Genomic DNA, 15,757 nt, shown 5'->3' on the forward strand with positions numbered 1-15,757 from the left:
CAATGAAAAAACTTGGGATAATTCTTTCTTTCGTTTTAATGGGATTCAATGGCTTTACAGCTGAAGTAGATACATTGATGGTACCCAGTAAGTCCATGAATAAAAATATTCCTGCTGTAATTGTACTTCCTGCCGGTTACCAAAATGCAAAACAAAATTTTCCTGTTGTGTATTTGTTGCATGGGGCAGGGGGTAGCTATCGCAACTGGATTACCCGTGTGCCTCATATAAAAGCGCTGGCTGATCAATACCAGATGGTGATAGTATGTCCTGACGGAGCGGTAACCAGTTGGTATTTTGATAGTCCGGTTGATAGCAATTTCAGGTATGAAACTTTTGTGGCTAAAGAGCTTCCGGTCTATATTGATGAGCATTACAAGACCATTCCAAATAGAAAGGGCAGGATATTAACCGGACTTAGCATGGGAGGTCATGGTTCCTTGTTTTTAGGATTCAGACATGCGGACAATTTTAGTGGGGCGGGTAGTATGAGTGGGGTATTACACGTAACAGTGATTCGACAGGGGTATGGGGTTGAGAAAATATTGGGGGATACACTGACTAATAAAAAATATTGGAACGACTGGAGTGTGTTGAATGCAATTGAGCAGAAACCTGCAGATTCACTGGCCATACTTATTGATTGTGGCATTGAAGACAGGGTGCTGCCCATGAACAGAGCAGTTCATGAAAAAATGCTGAAGCTTAAAATTGCACATGAGTATACAGAAAGACCTGGTAATCATGACTGGAAATACTGGGAAAACGCCATTGATTACCAAATCTTGTTTTTTAGCAAGCATTTCAAAAGGATGCTTGCTAAAAATTAAGTTATTGGATATTTTAGTAACCCAGTAAACCCTTTAGGGCATCAATTCTGAATTGTACTACAGGCTTCATTTTGGCAGGATGCCCCTGTAGAAAATAGCCTAATGCTAATACAAATGAAGCCCCTAATTTGAAAAGGTATTCCAACACTTTGAGCCAATAACTGGTTTTGCCAATTTCATGGGTCCTGACTCTTTCGCCTCTGCCAATACCACTGGCAACCCGGTACATATATTCAGGGGTTAGTTTTTGGGTTTCTACTACATGCTCAACAATAACCTGAGGATGGTAATATATGGTTTTGCCTATTGCTTTTAATTTGAGAAAGAATTCTTTTCCTTCGCCTCCAATTCTCAAAGTCCCTTTTACACCAGGTAGTGCTGTATTAAATCCATTTACCTGTTCAAAATCTAATTTTTTAATAATCATATTCGATTCCAGGGGATATTTATTTGGACTAAACACACAAACCTCTTTGCTGTAATCAAAATTGCCCACGAGAGAGGAAACAAAATGACTCATCCATTTGGGTTCTTCCGGAATATAACGTGGAATAATTCTGCCCCCTAATCCTCCGGCATCCGGATGCGCTGCAAAAAATGCAAGAATCAGTGCCAGATAATCAGGCTTTGCTACGGCATCATCGTCCATGAAACATAAGAGTTCCCCTTTTGCTAGGGCAGCCCCTGTATTACGGGCAAAAGAAGCGCCCTGTTGGGGTTCATTGGTATAAAAAAACAACCCTTCAGGATGATTTGCAATGAAATCTTTGCAGACCTGTTCGGTATTATCCGTTGAATTATTGTTTACTACAATAACTTCAAATTTATTTTTACCGATTGTCTGGTTGTACAAACTGCCCAATGCCTCCGGAAGATAGACGGCCCGGTTATAAGTACAGATAACAACTGATATTTCAGGCTGTTGATGATTCATTTTGGTAAAGATAAAATGGATTCCTGAACTATATGGTCCCAATGAAATTCTTTATAGAAATCAACTGAAACCGATTCTTGCTTTCTATTAAACTCAGTAAACCTAATCATGGATTCTGAAAATAAATTCCAGTTGAAATTACTAATACGGGTCAATTGATTATTCAGCTGTAAGCTGGAAATGCCTTCAGCACTTTTTTCAAATGCGATTACCGGAAGCCCTGCTGCCAGTGCATCTATTAGTTTGGTTTTAACTCCCGCTCCCAAACTAACCGGACAAATAAAACAATCCGTGGCAGCATAATAAGTCTGAACGTCCTGTACAAATCCCTCAAAAATAATTTCAGGGCAATTAGAAATATGAGCTAATAAATCCGGTTCAATCTGTACACCACTAATAATGATTTTATAAGTAAGCGACGATTTGTTCAATTTTGGAATCAGCTCTTGTATAATATCGTAAATGGCTTTTTTGTTAGGGATATAATCCAATGTTCCATTAAAGAAAACAAAACCGTATTATCTGTTAATTGGAATTTATTCAATAATGAATTTTTTAATTCTGCTCTTTGCTCAGGGGGAAAAGGTTTTTTGCGAAAAGTTCCAAAAGGAATTACCCCTGTTTTATGTAGCGGCAGACCCCAATGCTGTATTGCATATGCTCTGTCTGTTTCAGATATGAAAAAACTGAAATTAGCCAGCTGATGAACTTTCTTTTCATACCATTGATAGAGTCTCCATCCTTTTCTCCCCATATCTCTGAATCGGATGGATTCAATATTTGCTGATTTAATGAGAAATTTTTTACTGGTTAATAAACGCAGTAAAAATCCCAGCCATCCAAAATAGCTATGATCAATAATGATCCATTCTATTTGTTCTTTTCGGATGAGTCGAGTCAGATCTGTTAAACGAAATAGATTCTTCCAGCCCTGCCAGTGATTAAATAAAATAGGAAAGAGTACTAATTTGTTATTGGCAATCCTGTCAGCCCCGCATATGCTTTTATCCTCAATATTATTATCACTGGAAACTGCCAATACTACCTTTTCGTATTGGGAAAGCGATTGGTAATACTGTACAATATATTGCTGTCCACCCATATGGGCGGGAAAAACTTTAAAAGAAACAATGCCCAATACCTTGGGTGTTCTCATCAGGCTTTCTTAGGTTTTCTGATAGCGCCTGCTGCTGCCCACAAAAGCAATAACCAGATAATTGCCGAAGACCCCATGGCTGCTTTTAATCCAACCGAATAAGATGCGGGTTCAAAACGGAACTGAATATTGTGTTTACCAGCAGGAACCTGAATGCCTCTTAAAACATAATTGGTTTGAAAGATGGGGGTTTCCTTTTCGTCAACATAAGCTTTCCATCCTGCATCGTAGAACACTTCACTGAAAACAGCAAACTGATTCGTTGCAGCATTGGAAGCATAACTCATCTGATCGTTTTCTGCTTTTACCAGTTGGATACTGGCAGTACTATCGTATTGAATGGCGCCAATTGCGCCCTGATCTTTTTGATAAAGTACAGCTGTTTCTGAGGGATTAAAACTGCTTAGTTCATCCATAATAGCGGCAGGTGTTTCTTTAAATTGCAAAGACTTTACCAGCCATGCAGCCCCCAGTGCTTCCGGATTCTGTTGTACCATTGGCTGTCCGTTTTGTTGATCGGGTACAATAATATATTTCGTATTCAACATGTTTAATACGGGCAGACAATTGGGGAATTTATACAATTGACGCTCTATTAAATCCTGATAAATACTTAGTTTGGCAGGATGGTATCCACCTACGGATTTATGGAAATAGGAGCTGAGGGCACCTCCGTTAAATGCAGCCGAAATACCCTGTGACACATTCAATACCCTGTAATAGCTGGTATCTTTTAATATCTGCAGGTCTGCTGGGGAAGGGGTGAAATTATTTTCATATTCAGCAGCGTCCTGGTAATTATTTTCATTCAGGTATTTCGTGTTAATGCCAAATACATCAATCATGGCAAAAACACCAATGGCTATAATGGCATAAAGGGGCTTAATCTTTTGTTTGATAACGGCAAATACAGCCAATGCTGCAACCAGGCAGAATAAAAGGGTTCTCAGCATATCATTCATAGCCAGCGTCTTTCTGTCCGATCGTAAGCCTTCAACAAAACTTTTTACCGGAGCTTCTAATTGAGCTCTCTGTGTTGCATCCGAAATTTTCGAAATCTGGTCTAAGAGCATTTTATCTGATGAATTGCTGAAATCTGCAGTAAAATAAACCAGTGCAGCAATGGCAAATACGCCCCCCACTACCCAGAGTCCTTTTTTATATTTTTCCCAAAGTATCGAAGGGTTTGCCTCCTTTGTAATGGTGTTTAAGGTAAGTGCAGCCAGCATGCTCATTAAAAATGTGGGAACTACCAGTATCATACTGGGTGCCCTGAATTTATCATACATAGGCAGATACTTGAGCATGGCAATATTGAAACCTTCCAGGTATTTACCCCAGCTAAGTAGCAAAGTGAATACCATGGCTGCCGCCATCCAGTAAGTATATTTTTTATCTACCATTACCAGCCCCATTAAGGCTAAAAAGCAGATGATTGCACCTGCATACGGAGGCCCTGAAGTGCCAACGCCATCAATCCCCCCCCAATAAAATTGTAAATAGCCTTGTAATTGTTGCCCCAGATCTGCAGGCATATTCTGAAGGGCTGCAATGGCAGCTGATTTTTCCTGAGCAAGTTCCAGTTGATTGCTGCTTCCGCCGTAGAATCTGGGGAACATCATCACCAGGGGCTCTGTCTTATAAACACTGTAACTAAGTGCATAGTCCTTGCTCAATCCGGTCTTGGTAACGTTGGTGGTACTATCAGCGAGTACACTCCCCCCGCGAATGGATTTTTTGGCATATTCATAGGTCGTAATCAGGGTTACGGCATTCACCATAATTCCCAGGGACGCCGCCATGATGGCAAGGCCCGCTGATTTCAATAAGTGCGGTGTCTCTTTTTCCTTAATGCATTTAACTGCAAAAGCAACACTCATAAACAGAATGATGATGAATCCATAGTAAGTGATCTGTAAATGGTTGGCGCCTAAGAGCAATGAAGTGAACAGCGCTGTTAACGCAGTACCCGCTAAATATTTTTTATCGTAGATTAAAATTAAAGAAGCGATGATGGCTGGCAAATACGCAATGGCATTCATTTTGGTATCGTGGCCTGCTGCCAGAATAATAGGATTATATGTAGCATAAGTATACCCCAGCGCACTGATGATTCCTATATAGGCATTGATACTTAGAACCTGAGTCAGGAAATAAAAGCAAAGGCAGGCCAGGAAGAAAACGCCTACGGGTTTAGGTAATCCTACTAAAAATATATCTCCCAGATAGCCAACTGAAATAGGGTTTTCACTGATGCCAGTTATTTGATAAGCAGGCATCCCACTGAACATTCCATTGCTCCATAAAGGGAAGTGTCCTGTTTTTTCTTTTGACTGAAAGGAGTTTTGCGCCATCCCTTTCCATTGGGTAACATCGTGCTGTTGCAATACCTTTCCTTCAAGGGCAGGTTTGCAATAAATAAGCGCCACTACAAAGAAAATCACCACCGCCAGCGCATGCGGCATAATCGCTTTCCAATTGATCCTGTTCATAGCTCTAAAAATATGCAACAAACCTAATAACTTTATGCCATGAGACCACTTTTATTTGCCTCCAGAATGGCTTTTATCTGCAATATTTTGTTTTTGTTATGTCTGGTAATTCAACGTACCCATGATTTTCTCCCCAATAAGGAAATCAGTGCATTGGTGTTATTATTGGGTTGGATGGTGGCGCCCGTCCAAAATATGGTAGCGAACTTCTGGTACGGATTGGTGTTACTAAGCAAGTCCACAATTCGGATCCCTAACTGGATTGCTATTTTTAATGTAGTCATCCTGTTGATCCAATTTTTTGTATACTTTATTCTTCCATCGTGATCAGTAAAATATTAAACGACAAGCCCACTAAACTTTTTCTGGGCATCACGGCCTTCTTTGTTGCGAATGCGCTTATTGCCGAGTGTATTGGGGGAAAGATTTTTTCATTGGAGAAGTTGCTGGGCATCCCTCCGTTTAATTTTACCATACTCGGTCAGTCAGGTCTCTCATTCAACCTGACTTGTGGCGTTTTGCTTTGGCCCTTGGAATTTGTGATCACAGATATCGTAAATGAATATTACGGCCCTAAATCCGTAAAGCGAATCAGCTATACTGCAGTAGTGCTGATTCTTTATGCCTTCATTATGTTTTATGCTGCTATGGAAATTCCACCAGCTGATTTCTGGATTTTATCCGGAGTAGATAAAGGAGTGGCAAATATGCAGTCGGCTTTCGGAAGCATTTTCGGACAGGGGATGTGGATTATAATGGGTAGTCTGACTGCCTTCTTGGTAAGCCAGCTTGTAGATGTTACTGTTTTCCATAAAATCAAAAAAGCAACCGGGGAAAAGTGGGTATGGTTAAGGGCAACCGGTTCAACCATGGTATCACAGATGGTGGACAGTTTTGTGGTTTTATTTATCGCATTTAAAATTGGAAATGGATGGAGCTGGCAATTAGTGCTTGCAATAGCAGTAGTAAACTACCTTTATAAGTTTACCATGGCTATTCTACTTACACCTCTTATCTATTTTCTGGAAAATAAAATGGACAATTACCTCGGTAAAGAGCAAGCTCAGAAAATGAAGAGAGAAGCGATGGGGATATCCAATGCGTAAAACTACTTATGCTATGGCGCTGTTTCTATTCTGATCTAAATGATCGATGATATAGTCGTAATGGGCTTTTTCCTGTTTTTTCTGTTCGAAACGATGGCGAACGAGTACACCAATCCCATATACAACATAAGCGGCCTGAATGTAAATAAGCAATTCGTAAATTCCAATTGCAAGGCTATTGTAATAGTCCCATTTCTTGTAGGCAGGGAGTTCCCCCATATAGTATTTCCATTTCAAGTTAATGGGTAGGGCATAAGTATATATCAGGAAAATGGTAGTCATGAGCAGACAAGTAAAAAAGACATGTGCCCAGGAAGCAAAAAAGCTTCTTTGTCCAAGATCTCTTAAAACGGAATGCATCATAAATGGGACCAGTACCGTAATAAGAAGTATCCCAATCATAGAAGGGAAATTCAAAATGTAGTAATTCTCCTCTACAAACAGTATAGCTACGTCGCTGTATGCGGCATAGTTGGCGATTAGGCCAAATAAGATAGGCACCGCCCAGAGCAGATTCTCTGCACGGATGAGACGTGTTGTCATAGGGTTTGACTACGGGTACAGGACAAAAATATATCAATAAATCAAGACTTAATTGCAATTTTGCTCAATTCTGAGTGGTAATGCTTTAAAATACCAACACCTTTGTATTATTATGACCCCAAAAAGAGCGCAAAAAATAGAATCCGTACTTAAAATGCGACAATCCGGACTTACGATTGTAATGGAAAACGTGCATGATCCGCATAATATATATGCTGCCATGCGAACCTGTGATGCAGTTGGAATTCAGGATATTTATGTGTTAAATACCGAGTTGCCCCGATCCGGGTATTTTGGAATAAAAAGTAGTAGCAGTGCCAACAAGTGGCTGACCATTCACCAGTTTGATAAAGTGTCAGCGTGTTTTGAGGCCTTAAGAAAGGAATATAATAGTATTTATACCACCTATTTGGGTGAATCCAGTGCCTCTTTATATGAGATTGATTTTACCCAAAAAGTAGCGCTGGTTTTTGGGAATGAACACAACGGGGTTTCTGAGGAAGCGCGGAATCTGGCAGATGGAAATTTTGTAATTCCTCAGGTAGGGATGATCCCAAGCTTGAATATTTCTGTTGCTTGCGCAGTTTCTATTTATGAAGCCTATAGGCAAAGAAAGCAAGCCGGACTCTATGATCAGGAAGCAACTACTCATCCGAATGCAGAAAGCATCCGACAACTATGGTCAAGTTATTCAGCTGACTGAAGTTCTTCTTTTTTTCTTTGAGCTGCTTTTTGGGTTAAATAGGTAATACTAACATTCAGCTCAAAGCCAATTAATAAAATCATTGAATTAAAATAGGCCAGAATCATCAGAATCATTACCGTACCTATGGAACCATAGATTTTATTGTAGCTGCCGAAGTTATTAACCCAGTACGAAAAGATGAGTGTAGTACCTAAGATTAAAGTTGTTGCCAGTAAAGATCCAGGAGAAACCAATTTCCATCGGATCGTTACCGAAGGTGCGTATTTGTAAATGAAAGCGATGCTATAGAAAAATAAAGCAATGATTACCATCCATCGGATACTATTTAGCCAGGGCATTGTTGATTTTTTTAGTCCGAATAACTTAACAATCAGGTAGGTAAGCTGTGCTTGACCCAACAAAATAAGGGTAGAGGCAATCAGTAGAATTATAATCAATGTGGTTAACTGAATGGCTTTCCATCGCTGGTGCAGAAAGAAACGTTTATGCTCCATAATAGACCGGTCAAATGTTAGAATCAAGGACATCATTGCATTGGAAGCGTAGTACACAACCAATAAAAAACCAAAGGAAAAAATCCCGATACTTCTTTGCATCAGATCGTCCAATATATTCTCAATAAAACGATAGGTATTGGAATTGGGGCTTATGTCTTTAAATAAAGAGAGAATTTGTGGTTTGATATTCAGAAAATCCGGGAAATAGGGAAGTATGGAAAACAGAAAGAGAATCGTTGCAGGAAGTGCCATAATCAAATTGAATGAAATGGCTGCGGCTCTTTCATTTAATCCAATCTTGTTCACCTGCTTAATAAAAAAGAGAATGACGTCATAAAGAGGAATCCCTTGAAACCCAGGTATAATAAAGGTTTTACTCTTCCTGATCAGAAAGGCAATAGGAGGCCAGCTTACTATGATTCTCTCGAGTTTTGTCATTTCTTTTCTGTTCGCTTTTTCTCCATGTATTCATCTAATTTTTTCTGGTACTCCTTGGCATATCTGTTGTGTTCTTCATAGTTGTCACTGAAATGATGATATCCGCTGAAATCACTTTTGGCTACAAAATAGATATAACTGGTTTTGGGTGCATCCAGAACAATATCAATGGTTTTTGGAGAAGGAGTACAAATAGGACCTGGAGGCAGACCTTTTACTCTGTAAGTATTATAGGGGGAGGGATTGCTCAGGTACTTTTCGTAAATGCGGGTGATAGTGAAATCATTCATTGCATATTTTATGGTAGGGCAGGCCTGTAAAGGCATTTGTTTGGCAAGCCTGTTTAAATATACACTGGCAATTTTGTATTTGTCTTCCGTATAATTGGTTTCCTCATCAACAATAGAAGCCAGTATATAAACCTGTTCAGGACTTAATCCCAATGATTCAGCTTTTTGCAGACGGTTGTTTTTTAACCAGAATCTGGTTGATGCTGCCTTCAACTTTTCCAGTATAACCGTCATGGAGGCATCGGCATAAAAGTTATAGGTATCAGGTATAATCTTCGTAAACAATAATGCAGTATCCAGTCCCAGAGCGGTAAGCGAATCAGCAGATTGTAAAAATTGAACTACTTCCGTTGAGTCTGTAAAAAACTGCTTGCTGATTAATCTGGCCAGTTCTGGTTTAGTTCTTACCCTATTAATCACCAGTTTTACTTCTGCCAGTCTGCCATTTTTCAGCATTCTAACAATGTCCAGAACGCTTTGACCTCTTTTGATTTCATATCTGCCCGGTTTCATCTTGTCCCAGATATTAAAAGGGGCCCCAGCAATCCCTAATAAGGAATTGAATCTTAGTATTCCTGCTTCTTCAAAAGCAGCCAGCACCGCAGATTTCTGGGTTTGATCCTTGTAAATGGTCACCATTCTGCTTTTTTCTTCAAAACGGGTTGCAGGCAGAAAGAAAAGTGAAGCAAAAACTAACCCTGTAATAGCAATCAGGCTAATAACTACAATCATCCATTTCTTAGATGAGCTGTTTTTTTTCGGAGCTGTTTTTTTTCTTGCCATAAGGTAAATTAAATAAAAAACCCTGTCATTAAAAAGGACAGGGTTTTAATTATGTAGAAATGCGAATTATTTCTTGCTGGTATCGGTTGTAGCCGGCAAAGTAGCTGCAGGAGCTGCCTGATTATTTGCCGGAGCAGGAGCAGTAGTAGTGGTGTTGATTTTCTGTAAAACTTCTGTATTTACGTCATTGCCACCACCCTTTAAGAAAAGGGTAGAAAACAAAGCCAATACCGCAATAATGCCTGCGAAAATCCAGGTGCCTTTTTCTAATACATCGGTAGTTTGCTTAACGCCCATCAATTGGTTGCTGATACCGCCTACATTTCCAGCGAGACCACCACCCTTAGGATTTTGGATTAATACCATAAAACCAAGACCAACCGCAGCTATAACAATCAGAACCAAAAACAGATAAATCATTTTAAATACCTTTTAATTGTTGAATTTTGTCTGCAAAATAAGCGGTTTTTTCAGGATTTGAGAAACTTAATTTAATATATAGCTGAATTGCCTTGTCAATTTGGCCTTGTTTAGCCAATACTTCAGCCATTGTTTCTGTTAGAATTTCTTTGGATTCATTGGAAACCAGGGCCGTTTCTGCTACTTTTTTCTCCTGTTCCGGTGATGTACCCAAATCTTCCGGATTGGGATGATGGTTTTTCATATCCTTCAGCCAATCGGTAAACCGTCTGAGTTTAGTAGTAAGTTTATCCTGGGGTATTTTACTCAGATCTATCTGAATACCTTGTGAGGCAAAGTAATCAATGGTATGCAGTTTATCCTGAACAGGTTCAATGGTTAATTCTGCATTGTTTTCTATGGGCTTTTTAAATTCCGCCAATTGGCTGGAAAGTATACTGGCAATTTTTGCATCGCTCTTGTCCTGATCGGGGTGTTGCAATTTGCTGCCTTCCTCTTCTTCACTGTATTCTTGTTCAGGTAATAGTAAGGAGGCTGGGGGAGCAGTAACCGCGGCTGTAACAGGTGGCTCCTGAATAGGAACAACCGGCTCAGAAACCATTGCGGCAGTATGTACAGATTCAGTGTTGTCTGGTTCGGCAGGCTGCTCTGGCTGATTCAGTGTGCTGAAAACAGGGTCAAATGTTTCTGAGGAAGGAACTTCTGGCAATGTATAATCAACAGGCTCTGAAGGTGAATTCTCACGAATAACCGGTATAATGGTACCTGGTTTGTCTAGAGGTTCAATTCCTTTCATTAATTCTCTAACTGATTCTATGGTTGGAATAGAAATATCCGGATTAGGTAGTTCAGGTGCAACAAAAGACTTTTCTGCATCTTCCAGGGTTTCTTCAATCTTGGGCAGATTAATCATTTCATCCCACTCCAGATCTTTTTGTCTGATTGATCTTAACAATGCAGTATCCAATTCCTGCTTAGGTGCCTGATCAATTCCAGGATCTTTCAGCGCTTCTAATTGAAATTGCAGCCAGTGAGGATTGGTAAAATAAAGGGCTGTTCTCATGGCCTGAGAACCCACCAAAGGGTGATCTTCCTTTTTTAGTTTGGCTGCAAACAGGTATTGACCCGGGGAAAAAAAGGGATATTCATGCACCAGCTTTTCTATGACTTCCATTTTAGTGGAAGACAAATCGGAATTCCCGGTTAAGTGCATCAGTGCTTTTTCCTGCGTAAACTTCATAAACTATAAAGATACAACTCTATTACCAGTTATTAAATATTCGATTGAAGATTTCATCCGTGATATTCCGAATTACTTCGTCTAGTAATTGACCTTCTGCCTGCTGCAAAGTAAGATTGGCTGAGAAGTCGAAACTTCGGGTTACATCAAACTCCTCAACTTTGTTTTCAAGCGTCTTTCTAAGTATGATATGAACAGTAACCGTTAAACGGTTTGTGCTGGCTTGTTGTGCAGACACACCCACGGTCTGACTGGGGTCATAGTTGGTAATGCTGCCATTGATTACATAGTCGGCATCATCGTTATTGGTTCTGGTTAATTTCGTCTGGCTGGTAATCTTGGCTTGTAGCTTATCTGTTAGTTTAGGACTCAGTTGTGGATTTACATACCGTGCCTTATTGTCTATAAATCCAATCTTTACTGTTTTAACATTTGCAGGTATTACTGCATCGTTGAATTTATAAACAAAGCAACCTTGCAATAAAAGAATCAGACATGCGGTTACGGTAAAGAGGCCAGATTTTAAATTATTCGTCAATATCATATTCTTTTAGTTTTCTGTATAATGTTCTTTCGCTAATGCCTAGGTCTATGGATGCGTCTTTTCTTTTGCCTCTGTGTTTCTTCAGCGCTTTTACAATTAATTCTTTTTCCTTATCCATAATATTCAGCGATTCCTCTACTTCTTCATGCATCTGTATGGCATCATCGTGCAATATTACCGGTGAAGTGGTAACCGAATGCTGTGCAGGTAATAAATTATTGCCGCTATTGCCCGGAGCTGTAACGGTATTGATTATGGGAACTTCATTAACCGCAGGAGAATAATCATTCAGAATGGACTCTTTGGTAAAAGAAGCTGCAGCACCTGCCAATGAAGGATTCTGTAATATTTCTACAAACATCTTTTTCAATTCCGTAACATCTTTTTTCATGTCAAAAAATAGTTTGTATAGTATTTCCCTCTCGTTGGCAAATTCTCCGGAAGCAGATCCGCCGGCTATGATTGGCATTCTGTTCTCTTTTTTATCCGGAAGGAACAAACTCATTTCTCTGGCATTTACCATATTCGACTGGCTCAGTACAGATATTTGTTCAGCAATATTTTTAAGTTCTCTGATATTACCTGGCCAAGGATAGTTGATGAGCAACTGCTTTGCATCATCATCCAATTGAACAGGTGATGTTTTATACCTTTCGGCAAAATCAACTGCGAATTTTCTGAAGAGCAAAAGAATATCTTCTTTTCGGTCTCTTAATGCAGAAACGCGAATAGGCACAGTACTTAATCTATAATAAAGATCTTCCCTGAATTTTCCTTTTTGTGTAAAATCTAATAGTTCCCTGTTGGTTGCTGCAATTACCCTTACATCCGTTTTCTGAACTTTGGAACTACCCACTCTGATGAACTCTCCGGTCTCCAGCACGCGAAGCAATCTTGCTTGTGTTCCCAAGGGCATTTCCCCAATTTCATCCATAAATAGGGTACCTCCGTTCACTGTTTCAAAATAGCCTTTTCTGCTATCTACCGCACCTGTAAAAGCTCCCTTTTCATGGCCGAATAATTCTGAATCAATCGTGCCTTCAGGTATGGCTCCGCAGTTAACGGCAATAAAAGGGTTATGTTTGCGCGAGGAGAGCGAGTGTATGATTTGCGAAAATACTTCCTTACCAACTCCACTTTCTCCAACAATTAATACGGTTAAATCGGTGGCGGCAACCTGAACTGCTGTATTCAATGCATGATTCAGTGCAGTAGAGTTACCAATGATGCCGAAACGATTTTTAATACTTTGTAAATCCATTTATTTTGGTTTATGGATGATCAACAATTTTTCCCAAAAGGGTAGCCCTGGTGCAATCCGTAATATTAACCCATACATAATCGCCGGGTTTTTGCAGACTGCTCGATTTAGGGAAAACAGTTATTTTGTTCTGACTGGTTCTGCCTGTCCAATCATTGCTATCTCTTTTTGAGTCAGCTTCAATGAGCACTTTAAAAGTCTTTCCAATATCCCTATGATTGTTTCTAGTAGATAATTCTCCTTGTTTATCTACAATTTCCTGCAACCTTCTTTTCTTAACCTCCAGTGGAATATCATCTTTAAATCTCCTGGCAGCCAGGGTTCCTGGTCGTTCACTGTAGAAGTACATATAACTCATGTCAAAACCACAATAATCCATCAGACTTAAGGTATCCTGATGGTCTTCCTCTGTCTCTGTACAAAATCCTGCAATCATATCCGAAGTAATTCCACAGTCAGGTAATAGTTCCCTGATTCTGTCTACTTTAGCCAGGTACCACTCTCTGGAGTAAGTTCTGTTCATTAACTGAAGCAATCTTGTACTTCCGCTTTGTACCGGTAAATGAATGCACTTGCAAATATTTTCATATTTGGCCATGGTCATCAACACGTCGTCCGTAATGTCTTTGGGATGTGAAGTGCTGAAGCGAATTCTTAAGTCAGGACTAACAAGGGCTGCCATTTCTAGCAGGTTGGCAAAAGTTACCATCTGCTTTTTTTCTTCATCTTCCCAGTAATAACTATCTACGTTCTGACCTAATAAAGTAACTTCTTTGTATCCTGTATCTACCAACTGTTGTATTTCCTGTAAAATGGAGTATGCGGATCGGCTTCTCTCTCTGCCTCTCGTAAAAGGAACCACGCAAAAGCTGCACATATTGTTACAGCCCCTGGTAATAGACACAAAAGCGGTAATGCCATTGCTGTTTAAACGAACTGGAGAAATGTCTCCGTAAGTTTCATCTCTGCTCAATAATACATTTACTCCTTTTTGTCCTGAACTCGCTTCTTCAATTAGCGCGGGTAGTGAACGGTATGCGTCTGGACCAATAACTAGATCAACCAGTTTTTCCTGCTCCAGCAGCTGTGATTTCAGTCTTTCTGCCATGCATCCCAATACGCCAATCAACATTCCGGGTCGGCTCTGCTTTACCTTTCGGAATTCAGTTAGTCTTTTTCTAATGGTTTGTTCTGCTTTTTCTCTGATAGAGCAGGTATTAATTAAAACCAGATCAGCCTGTTCAAACTGAGGGGTAGCACTGAATTTATTTTCCTGAAGGATTGCAGCCACTACTTCACTATCCGAAAAATTCATGGCACACCCATAGCTTTCTATATAAAATTTTTTATGAAAATCAGCCGTAGATTCATCCGATTGAAAGGCTTCTCCCTGTCTGGACTCATCGTGTGTTTTATTCATTAATTCCACCAGTTCCATTCTTTGTTAATTAAGTTACAAATGTACAATTATTCCCTTGTTTATGCCAGTTTGTCAGCGTTAAATCCTCTAAAATAGCAGGGGTTTATTATATTTGAGATAGAAATAAGTACACATGAGAATATTTTTCCTGTGGTTAACCCTTTTGTTAACAACCGGATTTATTGTGAGAGGGCAGGACAATGTGGTTCAGGCATTAAAAAGAGAGATTAATCGAACAATAAAAAAGGATAATGACACAACAGGCTGGAAATGGAAAAGAGGGGGACTTTTTAGTTTCAATCTGGCTCAGGGTTCATTGAGTAACTGGGCAGCCGGAGGGGATAATTTTTCCCTTTCTGCCAACGGATATATGAATTATTTTATTCTGTATAAACAGAATCGTCATTTCTGGGATAATTCGGTAGATATTAATCTTGGCTATATTCAAAGTACCAGTTTAGGCAGTCGTAAAAACGACGATCGTATAGATTATTTAAGTAAGTATGGGTACAAAATGGACTCATCCGGCAAATGGTATGTGTCTACGCTGGTTAATTTCAGATCGCAGTTTTTTGATGGCTACACTTTCAATAACAATATTCCCACTTTTACCTCTTCATTGCTTTCACCGGCATATATCATTTTGTCAGCAGGTTTTGATTATAAGCCAGACCCCTATTTATCCGTCTTTATCTCGCCGCTTACTTCCAGGTGGATTGTCTTGGCCAACAAATCCCTTTCAGAGCGGGGGGGATATGGTGTTCCGCCAGGGGCCGGTTCCTTTAATCAGATTGGTGCTTTTGTTACATTGAATTACAACAATGAAATTGCCAAAAATATAACTTACAGGGGTAAGATGGATCTCTTTTCCAATTACCAGAACCGCCCCCAGAATGTAGACCTCTTTATGACCAATCTCTTTTCTTTTAAAATCAATAAATTCTTCTCTGCCACTTACAGTCTAGATTTAATTTATGATGACGATGTAAGATTGTTTGGGCCTTCCAAACAATCGCCGGGACTACAAACCAAAAGCCTGATTGGGATTGGTTTTTTAAAGCCACTTAATACAAAAAAAAGCTAGGACTTTTTCTATG

17 protein-coding genes are annotated in these 15,757 nt (G+C 39.6%); 5 read left to right on the forward strand and 12 right to left on the reverse strand.

Translation table 11 applies throughout. From position 1 onward, the window contains the following. Positions 1 to 2: 2 nt before the first annotated feature. Positions 3 to 830, forward strand: coding sequence for an alpha/beta hydrolase (locus tag F777_RS0108555; RefSeq protein ID WP_026751675.1), 828 nt, complete (start codon positions 3 to 5; stop codon positions 828 to 830). A 13-nt stretch (positions 831 to 843) separates the two neighbouring features. On the opposite strand, the gene F777_RS0108560 is transcribed toward F777_RS0108555, so the two are convergent. From F777_RS0108560 to F777_RS16235, 4 genes are read right to left on the reverse strand one after another with little or no spacing between them, the layout of a single operon-like run. Continuing rightward, positions 844 to 1,764: a glycosyltransferase gene (locus F777_RS0108560; protein ID WP_037369273.1), complete on the reverse strand. Its 921-nt coding sequence runs from the start codon at positions 1,762 to 1,764 to the stop codon at positions 844 to 846. After that, on the reverse strand, positions 1,761 to 2,255 hold the full coding sequence (locus F777_RS0108565; protein WP_026751677.1) for a glycosyltransferase: 495 nt from the start codon (positions 2,253 to 2,255) through the stop codon (positions 1,761 to 1,763). The genes F777_RS0108560 and F777_RS0108565 overlap by 4 nt, the downstream gene beginning before the upstream one ends. After that, positions 2,204 to 2,920 (reverse strand): glycosyltransferase family 4 protein, encoded by a 717-nt coding sequence (locus F777_RS0108570; RefSeq protein ID WP_026751678.1) that lies wholly within the window; start codon positions 2,918 to 2,920, stop codon positions 2,204 to 2,206. The genes F777_RS0108565 and F777_RS0108570 overlap by 52 nt, the downstream gene beginning before the upstream one ends. Next, on the reverse strand, positions 2,920 to 5,412 hold the full coding sequence (locus F777_RS16235; protein WP_051408522.1) for a YfhO family protein: 2,493 nt from the start codon (positions 5,410 to 5,412) through the stop codon (positions 2,920 to 2,922). Before F777_RS16235 ends, F777_RS0108570 begins: the two co-directional genes overlap by 1 nt. Before the next feature lie 39 nt (positions 5,413 to 5,451). On the opposite strand from F777_RS16235, the gene F777_RS0108580 reads away from it, so the two are divergent. After that, complete coding sequence (locus tag F777_RS0108580) at positions 5,452 to 5,739, forward strand: hypothetical protein (protein ID WP_152530895.1); 288 nt, start codon at positions 5,452 to 5,454, stop codon at positions 5,737 to 5,739. After that, positions 5,736 to 6,518: a queuosine precursor transporter gene (locus F777_RS0108585; RefSeq protein ID WP_026751680.1), complete on the forward strand. Its 783-nt coding sequence runs from the start codon at positions 5,736 to 5,738 to the stop codon at positions 6,516 to 6,518. The genes F777_RS0108580 and F777_RS0108585 overlap by 4 nt, the downstream gene beginning before the upstream one ends. Positions 6,519 to 6,524: 6 nt before the next feature. Here F777_RS0108585 and F777_RS0108590 read toward each other — a convergent pair whose 3' ends face one another. Then, positions 6,525 to 7,061, reverse strand: a complete 537-nt coding sequence (locus F777_RS0108590; protein WP_026751681.1) for a hypothetical protein — start codon at positions 7,059 to 7,061, stop codon at positions 6,525 to 6,527. 112 nt (positions 7,062 to 7,173) lie between these two features. Here F777_RS0108590 and F777_RS0108595 point away from each other — a divergent pair, with 112 nt between their 5' ends. Next, positions 7,174 to 7,764, forward strand: coding sequence for a TrmH family RNA methyltransferase (locus F777_RS0108595; RefSeq protein WP_026751682.1), 591 nt, complete (start codon positions 7,174 to 7,176; stop codon positions 7,762 to 7,764). On the opposite strand, the gene F777_RS0108600 is transcribed toward F777_RS0108595, so the two are convergent. From F777_RS0108600 to miaB, 7 genes are all read right to left on the reverse strand, one after another. Then, a complete protein-coding gene (locus F777_RS0108600) occupies positions 7,749 to 8,702 on the reverse strand; it encodes a YihY/virulence factor BrkB family protein (RefSeq protein WP_026751683.1) in 954 nt (317 codons plus the stop codon). The two genes, F777_RS0108595 and F777_RS0108600, sit on opposite strands and share 16 nt — an antisense overlap. Continuing rightward, on the reverse strand, positions 8,699 to 9,775 hold the full coding sequence (mltG, locus tag F777_RS0108605) for an endolytic transglycosylase MltG (protein WP_026751684.1): 1,077 nt from the start codon (positions 9,773 to 9,775) through the stop codon (positions 8,699 to 8,701). The genes F777_RS0108600 and mltG overlap by 4 nt, the downstream gene beginning before the upstream one ends. Positions 9,776 to 9,841: 66 nt before the next feature. Next, on the reverse strand, positions 9,842 to 10,195 hold the full coding sequence (gene secG / locus F777_RS0108610; protein ID WP_026751685.1) for a preprotein translocase subunit SecG: 354 nt from the start codon (positions 10,193 to 10,195) through the stop codon (positions 9,842 to 9,844). Between the two features lies 1 nt (position 10,196). Further along, complete coding sequence (locus F777_RS17280) at positions 10,197 to 11,435, reverse strand: hypothetical protein (RefSeq protein ID WP_051408523.1); 1,239 nt, start codon at positions 11,433 to 11,435, stop codon at positions 10,197 to 10,199. A gap of 22 nt (positions 11,436 to 11,457) precedes the next feature. Beyond that, on the reverse strand, positions 11,458 to 11,979 hold the full coding sequence (gene lptE / locus F777_RS0108620; RefSeq protein WP_026751686.1) for an LPS assembly lipoprotein LptE: 522 nt from the start codon (positions 11,977 to 11,979) through the stop codon (positions 11,458 to 11,460). Next, positions 11,963 to 13,240 (reverse strand): sigma-54 interaction domain-containing protein, encoded by a 1,278-nt coding sequence (locus F777_RS0108625; protein ID WP_026751687.1) that lies wholly within the window; start codon positions 13,238 to 13,240, stop codon positions 11,963 to 11,965. Before F777_RS0108625 ends, lptE begins: the two co-directional genes overlap by 17 nt. 10 nt (positions 13,241 to 13,250) lie before the next feature. Beyond that, on the reverse strand, positions 13,251 to 14,678 hold the full coding sequence (gene miaB, locus F777_RS0108630) for a tRNA (N6-isopentenyl adenosine(37)-C2)-methylthiotransferase MiaB (protein ID WP_026751688.1): 1,428 nt from the start codon (positions 14,676 to 14,678) through the stop codon (positions 13,251 to 13,253). A 115-nt stretch (positions 14,679 to 14,793) separates the two neighbouring features. Here miaB and F777_RS0108635 point away from each other — a divergent pair, with 115 nt between their 5' ends. Next, positions 14,794 to 15,744: a DUF3078 domain-containing protein gene (locus F777_RS0108635; RefSeq protein ID WP_026751689.1), complete on the forward strand. Its 951-nt coding sequence runs from the start codon at positions 14,794 to 14,796 to the stop codon at positions 15,742 to 15,744. Positions 15,745 to 15,757 lie beyond the last annotated feature (13 nt).

The sequence above is a fragment of the Sediminibacterium sp. C3 genome (assembly GCF_000508085.1).
Classification (GTDB): domain Bacteria; phylum Bacteroidota; class Bacteroidia; order Chitinophagales; family Chitinophagaceae; genus Sediminibacterium.

Bases quoted from the DNA above. Each gene is read 5' to 3' on its own strand.
- F777_RS0108560 (WP_037369273.1), bottom strand. From the start codon at position 1,764: ATGAATCATCAACAGCCTGAAATATCAGTTGTTATCTGTACTTATAAC.
- F777_RS0108600 (WP_026751683.1), bottom strand. From the start codon at position 8,702: ATGACAAAACTCGAGAGAATCATAGTAAGCTGGCCTCCTATTGCCTTT.
- F777_RS0108635 (WP_026751689.1), top strand. From the start codon at position 14,794: ATGAGAATATTTTTCCTGTGGTTAACCCTTTTGTTAACAACCGGATTT.
- secG (WP_026751685.1), bottom strand. From the start codon at position 10,195: ATGATTTATCTGTTTTTGGTTCTGATTGTTATAGCTGCGGTTGGTCTT.
- F777_RS0108555 (WP_026751675.1), top strand. From the start codon at position 3: ATGAAAAAACTTGGGATAATTCTTTCTTTCGTTTTAATGGGATTCAAT.
- F777_RS0108595 (WP_026751682.1), top strand. From the start codon at position 7,174: ATGACCCCAAAAAGAGCGCAAAAAATAGAATCCGTACTTAAAATGCGA.
- F777_RS0108625 (WP_026751687.1), bottom strand. From the start codon at position 13,240: ATGGATTTACAAAGTATTAAAAATCGTTTCGGCATCATTGGTAACTCT.
- F777_RS16235 (WP_051408522.1), bottom strand. From the start codon at position 5,412: ATGAACAGGATCAATTGGAAAGCGATTATGCCGCATGCGCTGGCGGTG.
- mltG (WP_026751684.1), bottom strand. From the start codon at position 9,775: ATGGCAAGAAAAAAAACAGCTCCGAAAAAAAACAGCTCATCTAAGAAA.
- miaB (WP_026751688.1), bottom strand. From the start codon at position 14,678: ATGGAACTGGTGGAATTAATGAATAAAACACACGATGAGTCCAGACAG.
- lptE (WP_026751686.1), bottom strand. From the start codon at position 11,979: ATGATATTGACGAATAATTTAAAATCTGGCCTCTTTACCGTAACCGCA.
- F777_RS0108570 (WP_026751678.1), bottom strand. From the start codon at position 2,920: ATGAGAACACCCAAGGTATTGGGCATTGTTTCTTTTAAAGTTTTTCCC.
- F777_RS0108590 (WP_026751681.1), bottom strand. From the start codon at position 7,061: ATGACAACACGTCTCATCCGTGCAGAGAATCTGCTCTGGGCGGTGCCT.
- F777_RS17280 (WP_051408523.1), bottom strand. From the start codon at position 11,435: ATGAAGTTTACGCAGGAAAAAGCACTGATGCACTTAACCGGGAATTCC.
- F777_RS0108580 (WP_152530895.1), top strand. From the start codon at position 5,452: ATGAGACCACTTTTATTTGCCTCCAGAATGGCTTTTATCTGCAATATT.